Genomic DNA, 11,771 nt, shown 5'->3' with positions numbered 1-11,771 from the left:
ATGGCGTAGACCAAGTCGCTGGTCAGATGCGGACGCGAGGTGTGCCCGCCGGCGAATCGAGGACCAATTCGATGGTGTCGGCGGCCGAGGTGATCGCGCCGACCCGGATGCCGACCCGGCCGACCTCGAGGCGCGGATCGCAGTGCAGTGCGAAGATCCGGTCGACACCCTCCATCGCGCCGGCGGCGACCATATCGATGGCACCGCCCGGCATCACTTCTTCGGCGGGCTGGAAGACGAATCGCACGCCCACCGGTAGGTCCTGATCGGCTAGCGCGAGCGCGGTGCCGAGCAGGATCGTGGTGTGCGCGTCGTGCCCACATGCGTGCGAGACACCGGGGACGGTCGATGCGAAGCTGAGTCCGGTGAATTCCTGCAGTGGGAGCGCGTCCATATCGGCACGCAGTCCGATGCGCGGTGCGTCTACCGGACCGATGTCACAGAGCACTCCGGTGCCGTTGGGCATCTTCTGCGGCGTCAATCCAGCCTTGGTCAGCCAGGCCGAGACGAACTCGGTGGTGGCGAATTCGGTGCGGGACAGCTCCGGGTTCGCATGGATGTGCCGACGCCACTGGACGAGATCGACCGTGTGCTCGGCCAGCCAGGAATCGACCGCGTCCGGGCCGACGTCTGCGATATCCGATTGTGCGGCGCTCCCCTGACCCCCCGTGGCCGCGCGCGTCACCGTCCCAGAGCGTGTCGCGTGCGCCGCGGAACGGCCGGTAATGCTCACCGAATGTCCTCCTGTCGTTGAACGAGCCGTTGCAACAACCTGTCCCTATGTACTTGATCGCGGGCTACGGCGATAGCGGTACGCGCGAGCGCGATCGCACCGTCGGTTACCGCACGATCGGCCGAGGCGTTGACACTCGCCGCGGCGAAGCCTGGCTGATGCGTCACCGCCCCACCGGCATCTATGCCGATGACCGGATGTATGCCCGGTATGACGTTGGTGACGTTGCCCATATCCGTACTCCCGAGCGGTCGCTGCGCCTCGAGTTCCGGTGCGATCGGCACCCGGCCCAAGTCCACGATCTGCTCGCGATAGGCAAACAGTAATCCCGAATCGGGCGTCAGCTCGGTATATGTCGGCGCAACCGTCCGGATTTCGTGAGTGCAGCCGGTCGCCAGCGCACCCGCCTCGAAACAAGCCGACGCTCGTCGCATCAGATCGTCGAGGGATGCGGAGTCGACTGCGCGTAGGTAATACAGCAGTTCCGCACGTCCGGGAACGATGTTGGGGGCTACGCCACCGTCGCTGACTATACCGTGCAGTTGCTGCCCGGGTCGGAGATGTTGGCGCAGCAATCCGAGAGCAACCTGCGTGACGGTCACCGCGTCGCCCGCATTCCGGCCCAATTCCGGGGCCGCGCTGGCATGCGCCTCGTGGCCGTGGAAAACCACCGACAGATCCGCCAGCGCCAGCGAGCGCGCGTCGACGATATCTATGGGACCGGGGTGCACCATCATCGCCATCGCGACATCGTCGAAGACACCGCGCTCGAGCATCAGCACCTTGCCGCCGCCGCTCTCCTCGGCGGGTGTGCCGAAGACGACGACGGTGATGCCGAGCACGTCGGCCACCTCGGCGAGGCCGAGTCCGGCGCCGACCGCGGATGCCGCGATGATGTTGTGCCCGCAGGCGTGCCCGATCTCGGGCAACGCATCGTATTCGGCGCAGATACCCACCGTGAGCTCGCCGGATCCGTACGTCGCGCGGAATGCGGTGGGCAGGTCGGCGATGCCGGTCTCGATGGCGAAACCGCGCTCGGCCAGTGGCGCGATGGTCTTGGCGACGCTACGGGTTTCCTCGAACGCCAGCTCCGGTTCGGCATGGATCGAATGCGATAGCGCGATCAGTTCGGGCGCGGCGGCCAGGATCGCGGCATCCGCCGCCGCACCCGGATGCGCGTGGTGGTCCGTGCGTGATTCGGGGTGCCCGCTGCGCGGTGGTGGCATGGCACACAGTCTGGCACTGCGCCGATGATCGGGCGCACCCTGCGTCACGGGGCGATGCCGTCGCGCGACGCAAGGTTTGTGATCATGTTGCGGTTATCCCGGGGCGAACGCCAGATTCTCCGGGGTGGTCGGGGTCGCGAGCCCGGCCAGCGCCTTGGCGTGCAGCGACCGCTTGATCACCGGCAGATTGGGCTTGCGATTTGCCGCGAGGGCGCCCGCGCGCTCGATCGCGGACTTCAGCAACGCATCAGCATCCGCCTTCGCGTCGACAATTCCCGCGGTAATGGCTTCGTCGGCGGCGAAGCGGTGCCCGGCGGTCATGGCCTGTACGCAGACCTGATTGGTGAGACGCTCGGTGAGCAGCGCGTTCATACCGACCGTGAACGGCATGCCGAGATGCACCTCGGGCAGACACCAGAAGCCGCGGTCGGCGCGCATCACCCGGAAATCGTGCGAGGTCGCGAGCATGGCGCCCGCGCCGAAGGCATGACCGTTGACGGCTGCGACCGTCGGCAGCGGGAAGGTCAGCAGGCGGGTGTAGATGCTGTGCACGCGGTCGAGGTAGCCGTGCATCTTGTCCAGGTTGCCGAAGAGCCAATCGGTATCGAGCCCGTTGCTGTAGAACTTCCCACTCGCCGTTGTCACCAGCGCCGCCGGCCCCTCGGACGCCTCGACCTGGTCCAACAGCCCGTGGAATGCATCGATCCAATCCGGATGGAAACGGTTCTCGCTGTCGGTCTGCCCCTCGCTCCCGAGGTAGACGACGAACACATCCCCTTCACGTTCCAGGTACGGCATGCGTGCAGCGTAACGGGTATGCCGCGCGACACCTACTCATGGGTAGCTAATGCTCGGCGGGTCGTGCGGCAGCGAGCCGTGCCGCCGCCCCAGCGTCAACGGAGCCAGTCTTACGAGCGACGTTCACGGTCACACGACCCACCATCAGCGACCACTCCGGAGCGAGTCTTACGAGCGAGGGCCCGTCTCGCGTCCGAGTCGTCGAAGCGCATCCGCCGCAGGCGCGGCAAATCAGCTACCGTGACGGCATGCTTGCCGAACAGGCCGCGAGGGCGATTGCCGAACGTACGGGAGTGGAGCGGCACCGGGTTGCAGTGGTGCTGGGATCGGGCTGGCAGGAGGCGGCCGCGGAGATCGGGACGCCGTCGGCGTCGGTGCCGATGCCGGAGCTGCCCGGATTCGGGACGCCGAGTGCGCAAGGCCATGTCGGGATGGTGCATTCGGTAGCCGTCGACAACACGCCCGTGCTGCTGCTGATGGGGCGTCAGCATCTGTACGAGGGCTATCAGCCGAGCGATGTCGTGCATCCGGTGAGCGCGGCGATCGCAGCGGGCGTGGAAACCGTGGTGCTCACCAATGCGGCGGGCGGTATCCGGGACGGACTGCGTGTCGGTGAGCCGGTGCTGATCAGCGACCATCTCAATCTCACCGGCCGCACGCCGCTGGCGGGCGCGACCTTCGTCGATCTCGTGGACGCGTGGGATCCCGAATTGCGTGCGCTGGCAAGGGAAATCGACCCGAGCCTGACCGAGGGCGTGTACGCGGGCCTGACCGGACCGCAGTACGAGACCCCGGCCGAGATCCGGATGCTGCGCACCATCGGCGCGGATCTGGTCGGCATGTCGACGGTGCTCGAGGTGATCGCGGCACGTGCGCTCGGAGCCCGAGTGCTCGGAATCTCGCTGGTCACCAACCTCGCCGCGGGCGTCACGGGTGCGCACCTCTCGCATGCCGAGGTACTCGCCGAGGGACATGCGGCCGCACCGCGTCTCGGCAAATTGCTGCGCGGCGTACTGGAACGGCTGTAGATGCTGCGCTTCGGCACCGCCGGGCTCCGCGGGCCCCTCCAGGACGGGCCCGACGGCATGAACCTGGACACGGTGAGCCGGGCGACCGCCGGACTCGTTGACTGGTTGCGCGGCCGCTGTCTCGGCGGCGGCGCGGTGGTCGTCGGGCGCGACGCCAGGCACGGCTCCGCCGAATTCGCCATCGCGACCGCGGAAATCTTTGCCGCCGCGGGCTTTCCGGTGACGCTGCTGCCGCGGCCGCTGCCCACCCCGATCGTCGCGTACGCGGTGCGTGAGCTGGGAGCCGTTGCGGGAGTGCAGATCACCGCATCGCACAATCCCGCGACCGACAACGGCTACAAGGTGTATCTGGACGGCGGTTCGCAGCTGCTCGCACCCGCCGACACCGAGATCGAGCGCTGCATCGAGGCCGTCACCGAGCCGATCGCCCGCACGCCCGTCACACCGGCCGCCGATGACCTGGTGCGCCGCTATATCGATCGGGTGGCTCGGCTGCCCGAGTTGATCGGCGGTCCCGGCGAGCGCTCCGATGTCCGGATCGTGTTGACACCGCTGCACGGAGTCGGTGGCGACACGGCGGTGGCTGCCCTCACCGCGGCGGGATTCAAGCATGTGCATGTCGTCGGTGCGCAATTCGCGCCCGATGCCAACTTCCCCACTGTCGCCTTCCCGAATCCGGAAGAGCCCGGTGCCACCGACCTTTTGCTCGCCACCGCCACCCGGATCGGCGCGGACCTCGCCATCGCTCTCGACCCGGACGCCGATCGCTGCGCCATCGGCATTCCGGACGGCGACGGCGGCTGGCGCATGCTGCGCGGCGATGAAACCGGTGTGCTGCTCGGCGATTACGTGCTGCGTACCGCGCCGCCGGATGCATTGGTGGCGACCACCATCGTGTCGTCGCGACTGCTCTCGAAGCTTGCCGCCGCCCGCGGCGCGCGGTACGCGGAAACGCTGACCGGCTTCAAATGGCTGGCCCGCGCGGGCGACGGTCTGGTCTACGCCTATGAGGAGGCCATCGGACACTGCGCGGACCCGGCCGCCGTCCGCGACAAGGACGGTATCTCCGCGGCGGTGCTGGCCGCCGATCTCGTCGCCCGGCTGAAGACCGCGGGCCGCACCCTGGCCGACGAACTCGACGACTACGCGGTCGAATTCGGCCTGCACGCCACCGACCAGGTCGCGCTGCGCCTACCCGACCCGGCCGCCGCCGCTGACCTGGTGAACCGCCTGCGCGCCGCCCCGCCCGACGAAATCGCGGGCGAGCCGGTCGACTACACCGACCTGCTCCAGATGCGCGGCCGAATGCGTACCGACGCACTGATTTTCGAGGGAGCGAGTTCCCGGATCGTGGTCCGCCCATCCGGCACCGAACCGAAACTCAAGTGCTACTTGGAAGTGGTCGTGCCGGTCGTCGATCGCGTAGTTCTGGCTGAGTCGAAAACCGCGGCCGGACAACGCATCGCCGAACTGCGTGCCTTCTGTCGAGGGCTCTGAGCCAGGCCGTCATCCGGACTCGGTCGCCGAGCGAACCACCGGGGGATCTCGGAACAGACCCGGCGTGGGGCTCTTCAACGGCAGCGGCCGAGTGCTCCCGTGTCCGTTCTCTACCGAGCAATGCCGGAACGGACCGTCGCGCCTGAGCAACTCGCGCATGTGTGGGTCGGCGTGGTCCAACAGCCATACACTCAGGCCGGTGTTGCCATCGAGTCGATAGTGCTCCCACGAACGCCACAGCGCATCCAGACGAGCCACCACGCTGACATGCTTCCACCATTCAGGGCACCACTGCACCTCGTCATCGGTGAATCCGACGGCGTCGCCGTACACCAGCGAGAGATAGTTCTCGACGAATTCGACAACATCGAGATAGATCGTGGTACGGACTTCCTGCTGACTCCCCATGGCATTCAGCCTGTCAGAAGTCACCGACATATTCGACGCGAAAGTGGCTCAACGGGGGCCGAACTGCCGGTCGCCCGCGTCGCCCAGGCCGGGGACGATGTAGGCGTCGGAGTTGAGACCCGTGTCGACGACTGCGGTGACCAGGCGCACTGGCAGACCCGAATCAGCAAGGGCGGCAATGCCTTCGGGAGCGGCTACCACACAGACCGCAGTGATGTCGGTGGCGCCGCGGGCGGCGAGCAGTTGCAGGGTGTGGCGCATCGAGCCGCCGGTGGCCAGCATCGGGTCGAGTACGAAGACCGGCATCTCGGACAGGTCGGCGGGCAGTGATTCCATGTACGGCACCGGCTGATGGGTGGTTTCGTCGCGAGCGATGCCGACGAAACCGACCCTGGCGTCCGGAATGAGTTCGGCGGCCGCGTCGACCATGCCGAGTCCGGCGCGCAGCACCGGAACCAAAAGCGGCGGCCGCGCCAATCGCGTTCCCTCGGTGTCGGATACCGGTGTGGTGATCGGGAAATGGATCACCGGCGCGTCGCGCAGCGCCTCGTAGATCAGGATTCCGGTGAGATCACGCAGTGCGGCGCGAAAGGCCGGATTGGCCGTGCCCGCATCGCGCATCGTGGTCAGCAGGGCGGCGGCGAGTGGATGGTCCACGGTGTGCGTGCGCATGTTGGAACGATAAGGTCGAATACGAGTTCGGCGGCAAACCTCCACCCGAATTTTTTTCGAATGGCTGGAACCGATCGGTAAGGCAGCGCGTCGAACTAGGTGGATGACGTACTCTGCCTGGGAACAAACAGATGGGGGAAGCACTATGCGAAAGATGTCGGCCGACACCGAGGGCATCACCGCCTACGGCGCGACGGCCGCGACCATGTCAGGTGATCTCGCCGCCGCCGGAGCGAGCGCCGCGGCAGCCGATCCCACTCTCCTCGGCCCCATAATGGGCTTGATCGGCGGCGATTTCATGGCCGCCTACGCTGCGGCCCATGCCGGGCATGTCGCCTCGATCGGGCAGTTGTCGGCGGTGCTCGCGAGTATGGGCGGTGCGGCAGCCTCTTCCGCCGTCGTCCTCGAGGAAACCGACCTGAACAATGCCGCCGGGCTGAACGCCACCGGACTGGACGCGTGACGCCGTGATCGATGTCAGCGCCCTGGTCCAGCCACTGCTCGATCTGCTCTCCAGCTTCGGCACCGGCGTCCTGCCCACCGGCGGGCCCGCCGACGCACTGACCTCCACCTCGACCGCCGTCGACCAGGTGCACGCGGTCGGCCGCAACAGCATCAACCAGGTGAACAACGCATGGGACGGTGCGGCGGCCGATGCCGTCACCGCGAAGGCGCTGCGGGTGCAGACCTCGGCCGCCAGCATTTCCGACCGCGGCAACGATATGGCTACCGTCGTGAATCAGGCTGCCGCCCAGGTCGAAACGGGCCAGAAGGAACTGAACGGGATCGTCCAGTCGTTCGTGAACCAGGCCACCGGTCTCGGTCCGGCGCTGGCCACCCCGGAGGGGCTGACGGTGCTCGTCGGCTCCGCGATCGACCACATCGGTCAGGGGCTGAATGTGGTCGGCCGCGTACGCAACGAACTCGATACCCAGACCGCGTCGATGAACGAGCTGACTCCCGCGCCGTCGACGCCGTCGCTGTCCAATGTCGCAGGCACGGTCGGCACCGCCACCCAGGGTGCCTCCCAGTTGTCATCGACGGTGAGTAGTGTCGCGAGCGGCGCAGGCGGCATGCTCAGCAGCCTGATGAGCACCGCGAGCAAAGCCGGCACGACGACCGCGAGCACAGCGTCCAGTTCCAAACCGAGTACCAGCACCACGACCGGGACCGGGCAGTCGTCGGCCTCCGGTAAGGGCGTGAAGATCACCCTGCCCGATGGCAGCGTCGTGGAAGCCCCGAACGAGAAGGCGGCGACGGCGGTCAAGGCGGCCATCGGCGCGGTCGGCACGCCCTATGTGTGGGGTGGCAATACGCCCGGCTCCGGACTGGACTGCAGCGGTCTCACCAAGTACGCGTACGGCGAGGCCGGTGTCGATCTGCCCCGGCTGGCGCAGGAACAGGGCAACGGCCATATGCAGGTTTCGCCGGGCGATCTGATGCCGGGCGATCTGGCGGTGTGGGATGGCCACGTCGCGATGGTGGTCGGCAACGGGCAGTTCGTCGAGGCCGGTAATCCGGTCCAGATCAGCTCGGTTCGGACCGACAACATGGGTATGAACTTCTATGGCTTCTACCGGCCGACCTCATAAGTGAGCGGAGCGAGCGAATAATGTCCCAGCCCCAGACCCCACCGATACCCAATGTCACGGTGGCGTCGAGCACCAACCGATCGGGCACCATCTCGGTCCGTGCCACCGACCAGGGCATGCCGATCGAGATCAAGTTCGAACGCAGCGAATACCGTTACGGCGCACAGACTCTGGCCGACGAGATCCTGCGACTGACCAAGCGCTCCACCGTCGCCGCCCGAGCCCGCCGCCGCGAGCTGCTCGCCGAGGCGGGTATGCCCGCCGACATCCTGGACAAGCTCGGCCTGCCGACGCGCCAGGCCGCGGTGGACGAACTGGACCGGATCGATGACGCGGACACGGGACCGACGAGCTGGATGAGGCCAGTATGAGTGCTGAGATGGACGCGTTGGTTGCCAACGCGACGGCGAAACTGGAAGCGCTCGAGGCCGCGTTGTACGGCCTCAAGCAGGTGCACGGGCGGTTCCGGACCGAGGACGGCACGGTCAGCGTCGAGGTGAACAGCGACGGCGCCCTGGTCGCGCTGAGCTTGTCGGAGTCGGTCACCTCACTGCCGCCCGCCGAGGTCGGCCAGCTGATCGTATGGGCCTGTCGCCAGGCCGCCGAGGACGCCGGCGCGCAGCGATCGAAGGTCGTTGCGACACTGAACGAGTCGTTCGTGGTAGCGCCGGAGGGCGCCCAGGGAAGCGTTGGGGGCGGGCCGGATAGTCACTGACTCGGAAGGTCGATAGGCTTCCGCACATGGCTTCTGGAGACATCGTCCCGATCGAGCTCGGCCTGACCGACGGCGATCTCGTCACCCTGTGGGCACCGCGCTGGCGCGACGGTGATGACGAGTGGGAGGCGTTCCTCGGACACGAGGACTCCCTCTACGGTTTCGAGACCGTTGCGGAGCTGGCCGCATTCATCCGGACCAACTCCGATAACGATCTCGTGGACCATCCGGCGTGGAAGGTCGTAGCCGGGCTGTCGGCTGTCGAACTGGAGCCGGAGGAGAACTTCACCTTCGATCTGGTCGGGGTGCCGGAGCTGGTCGCGAACGATCCCGATGTCGACACCATCGCCGAGCTCGACGACACGCTCAGCATGGTGCGCAACATCGGTGAGGTGTGCGAGCTGGAGACGGTGACCAAGTTCTTCGGCTCCCATCCGGTGGTCGGCGCGCTGGCCAGCGGCGTGAGCGCCTTCGTCGGGCGCGACGGCGAGGAGCTGTGGGATCAGATCGGCGCCGCCATCGCCAAGGGCTGGGACGATGTCCTCGACGCCATCGACTCCGTCGTGCAGACTCCCGAGGTCGATGCCGAGGCGGTCGCGGTCGCGGAGGCCGAACTGCTCGCCGCGGAGGAGAACGTCGTCGACGCCGATGACGCGGCCGACAGCGAGGAGGACGAGGAGTTCGAATCCGTCGACCTCGATGCGGACGACGAGGACGAGGAAGAAGACGAAGAGGAGGAGGAAGAGGAGGACGAGTCGTTCTGGCACGAGGTCGGCATCGACCCGGTCAAGATCGTCACCTCCGACGGCACCTACTTCACGCTGCGCTGTTACCTCGATGACGAGCCGATCTTCCTCGGCAAGGACGGATCCATCACCGTATTCGGCTCCGAGCGTGCGCTGGCCCGCTACCTGGCCGATGACCACGAGCACGAGCTGGCGCGGGTGAGCACCTACACCGATGTGCAGACCGCCGCCGTCGACGGTTCGCTCGAGGTCGAGGTGACCGACGAGAACGTCTACGTGCTGCCCGGTCTCGCCGACGACCTGGGCGAGGGCCCGGAGGCGGTCGATATCGAACAGCTCGATCTGGCGGTCGAATTGTTCACCGACGCAGCCGATTACGCCGACGACGACACGGTGGAGCAGGCGCTTGCGCAGTCCACCCCGCTCGGCTGGTACGTCTCCTACCTGCTGAACCCGGACCCGACCCGCCTGGCCCCGAACCCGCCGTTCACCGCGGAGGCCCAGAGCTGGCGGGACCTGGAGCGCAACTTCGAGTCCAGGCTCACACAGGAGAAGTAGGGCTAGCCGAGCAGGACGGCGTAACCCGGCTTGATGATGTCGTCGATGATGCGCAGGCGTTCGGGGAACGGGATGAACGCGGACTTCATCGCGTTGATGGTGAAGCGTTCGAGGTCGCTCCAGCCGTAACCGAAGGTGTCGACCAGCTTGAGCATCTCCTGGCTCATGCTGGTGTCGCTCATCAGGCGATTATCGGTATTGACGGTGACGCGGAAGCGCAACCGCGCCAGCAGGTCGAACGGATGCTTGTCGAGTGCGGGGACCGCGCCGGTCTGCACATTCGACGAGGGACAGAGCTCGAGCGGAATTCGCATATCCCGCACGTAGTTCGCGACCAGTCCGAGTTGCGCGTCCTCGATCGCGCCGGGAACGGTGATGTCGTCGGTGATCCGCACACCGTGGCCGAGTCGATCGCAGCCGCAGAACGCCAGCGCCTCGTGGATGGACGGCAGCCCGAACGCCTCACCGGCGTGAATGGTGAAATGCGCGCTATTGGCTCGCATGTATTCGAAGGCGTCCAGGTGACGGCTGGGCGGAAAGCCCGCTTCCGCGCCCGCGATATCGAAACCACCGACGCCACGGTCGCGCCACCGCACCGCGAGTTCGGCGATCTCGCGCGAACGCGCCGCATGCCGCATGGCGGTGAGCAGGCAGATCACCACGATCGGGCGACCGGCCTCGGCCGCGGCCGCCACACCCTCGCGGAATCCGGCGAGGGTGTGCTCGACCACCTCGTCCAGGGTCAGGCCGCGCTCGAGATGCTGTTCGGGAGCGAAGCGCACTTCGGCATAGACCACGCCGTCGGCGGCGAGGTCTTCCGCACATTCCCGAGCCACGCGGCGCAGGCCCTCGGGGGTCTGCATTACCGCGACGGTGTGCGCGAAGGTTTCCAGATAGAGCTCGAGCGAGCCGCTGTCGGCCGCGTCGCGGAACCACGCCGCCAGCTGGGTCTCATTGTCGGCGGGTAGGTCGTCGTAACCGCAATCGGCGGCGAGCTCCAAAACCGTCGCGGGCCGCAGACCACCGTCGAGATGATCGTGCAGCAGCGCCTTGGGAGCTTGGCGGATCGAGGCAAGGGTCAAAGGCATCGGTCCTGTCATGACCACACGTTAGCCGCACAGACCCGTTCATGCGGCTGTGATTGCGCTCTCCGCCACCCCCACCCGAGGCATAACCCGCAATGTCCCTGCTCGAGCAGCCGGATTGCCACACCTCGAGTACCGGAAAGCCCGTTCAACCAGCCAAGAATTAACGTAGCGGTCGGTTTCCTGCCCGCTTGCCGCACACCTTTTATCCACCACGTCGGTGCAATCGACTCGCCTTCATCCTCGACGTGTCGCAGTCGTTCGATGAGTGGACGGCATACACCGGCACACAGAGTTGGCGCGCCACGCACGCGGGTTGCCAGTTGATCGTCACACGATGAGCGCGCTCATGCGTACCGGGTGGATTCGCGCGGACAGCGCGAGTCCTCACATGGCAGCCGAGTTCACGCCGAGCAGCGCGAGTTCATGCGGAGCAGCGCGAGTTCACGCCGAGCAACGCAAGTTCACGCCGAGCAGGTGAGATCGCGCCGCCAGACGAGCTTGCGCAGGCCGGGTGGATTTATGCGCGCCGAGCGAATTCGCGTGCCAGCCGAGTCCGAGTCGACCAGGCAAAAGTTCGTGCGCCGGGCGAGTTCACGCACGCCCGGGATTCGCGCGCACCACACGAATTCACGCACCAACCGAACCCGACACCGCCAGGCAAAGTTCACGCACCGAACGAACTCACGCACACCCGGAAATCGCGCGCACCA

General features: G+C 66.8%; 12 protein-coding genes and 1 pseudogene. 7 read left to right on the top strand and 6 right to left on the bottom strand.

Annotated elements, in window-relative coordinates; all coding sequences use genetic code 11:
* The 3 genes and pseudogenes from ON44_RS06120 to ON44_RS06110 all read right to left on the bottom strand — a co-directional run.
* Nucleotides 1–637 (bottom strand): annotated as a pseudogene (locus ON44_RS06120) (amidohydrolase); the annotation flags it as partial.
* A 92-nt stretch (nucleotides 638–729) separates the two neighbouring features.
* On the bottom strand, nucleotides 730–1,959 hold the full coding sequence (locus tag ON44_RS06115; RefSeq protein ID WP_051181614.1) for a M20 family metallopeptidase: 1,230 nt from the start codon (nucleotides 1,957–1,959) through the stop codon (nucleotides 730–732).
* A gap of 93 nt (nucleotides 1,960–2,052) precedes the next feature.
* The gene (locus ON44_RS06110) at nucleotides 2,053–2,757 is read right to left on the bottom strand and encodes an enoyl-CoA hydratase-related protein (RefSeq protein WP_040686892.1); all 705 of its coding nucleotides are present in this window, start codon (nucleotides 2,755–2,757) and stop codon (nucleotides 2,053–2,055) included.
* Nucleotides 2,758–3,005: 248 nt separating this feature from the next.
* On the opposite strand from ON44_RS06110, the gene ON44_RS06105 reads away from it, so the two are divergent.
* Complete coding sequence (locus ON44_RS06105; protein ID WP_040686890.1) at nucleotides 3,006–3,785, top strand: purine-nucleoside phosphorylase; 780 nt, start codon at nucleotides 3,006–3,008, stop codon at nucleotides 3,783–3,785.
* Nucleotides 3,786–5,282 carry a phospho-sugar mutase gene (locus tag ON44_RS06100; RefSeq protein ID WP_040686888.1) on the top strand — a complete coding sequence of 499 codons (1,497 nt, stop codon included), beginning with the start codon at nucleotides 3,786–3,788 and terminating at the stop codon, nucleotides 5,280–5,282.
* Between the two features lie 9 nt (nucleotides 5,283–5,291).
* Here the strand turns inward: ON44_RS06100 and ON44_RS06095 are convergent, their stop codons facing one another.
* Together ON44_RS06095 and upp are read right to left on the bottom strand one after the other, a co-directional pair.
* Nucleotides 5,292–5,714 (bottom strand): DUF4913 domain-containing protein, encoded by a 423-nt coding sequence (locus ON44_RS06095; RefSeq protein ID WP_245567025.1) that lies wholly within the window; start codon nucleotides 5,712–5,714, stop codon nucleotides 5,292–5,294.
* 24 nt (nucleotides 5,715–5,738) lie between these two features.
* Entirely contained in the window at nucleotides 5,739–6,362 is a 624-nt protein-coding gene (gene upp, locus ON44_RS06090) for a uracil phosphoribosyltransferase (RefSeq protein ID WP_040686884.1), read from the bottom strand.
* 154 nt (nucleotides 6,363–6,516) lie between these two features.
* On the opposite strand from upp, the gene ON44_RS06085 reads away from it, so the two are divergent.
* From ON44_RS06085 to ON44_RS06065, 5 genes are read left to right on the top strand one after another with little or no spacing between them, the layout of a single operon-like run.
* Nucleotides 6,517–6,825, top strand: a complete 309-nt coding sequence (locus tag ON44_RS06085) for a hypothetical protein (protein ID WP_306306466.1) — start codon at nucleotides 6,517–6,519, stop codon at nucleotides 6,823–6,825.
* A gap of 4 nt (nucleotides 6,826–6,829) precedes the next feature.
* Nucleotides 6,830–7,954: a C40 family peptidase gene (locus tag ON44_RS06080; protein WP_040686881.1), complete on the top strand. Its 1,125-nt coding sequence runs from the start codon at nucleotides 6,830–6,832 to the stop codon at nucleotides 7,952–7,954.
* Between the two features lie 20 nt (nucleotides 7,955–7,974).
* A complete protein-coding gene (locus tag ON44_RS06075; protein WP_040686879.1) occupies nucleotides 7,975–8,325 on the top strand; it encodes a hypothetical protein in 351 nt (116 codons plus the stop codon).
* The gene (locus ON44_RS06070; RefSeq protein WP_040686878.1) at nucleotides 8,322–8,669 is read left to right on the top strand and encodes a YbaB/EbfC family nucleoid-associated protein; all 348 of its coding nucleotides are present in this window, start codon (nucleotides 8,322–8,324) and stop codon (nucleotides 8,667–8,669) included. The genes ON44_RS06075 and ON44_RS06070 overlap by 4 nt, the downstream gene beginning before the upstream one ends.
* Before the next feature lie 26 nt (nucleotides 8,670–8,695).
* Complete coding sequence (locus ON44_RS06065) at nucleotides 8,696–9,973, top strand: SatS C-terminal domain-containing protein (RefSeq protein ID WP_040686877.1); 1,278 nt, start codon at nucleotides 8,696–8,698, stop codon at nucleotides 9,971–9,973.
* 2 nt (nucleotides 9,974–9,975) lie between these two features.
* On the opposite strand, the gene ON44_RS06060 is transcribed toward ON44_RS06065, so the two are convergent.
* A complete protein-coding gene (locus ON44_RS06060; protein ID WP_040686876.1) occupies nucleotides 9,976–11,073 on the bottom strand; it encodes an adenosine deaminase in 1,098 nt (365 codons plus the stop codon).
* Nucleotides 11,074–11,771: the final 698 nt, after the last annotated feature.

The sequence above is a fragment of the Nocardia vinacea NBRC 16497 genome, assembly GCF_000308835.1.
Taxonomy (GTDB): domain Bacteria; phylum Actinomycetota; class Actinomycetes; order Mycobacteriales; family Mycobacteriaceae; genus Nocardia; species Nocardia vinacea.
The sequence above is the reverse complement of the archived record's forward strand: the minus strand, read 5'-3'. Positions and strand labels throughout refer to the sequence as shown.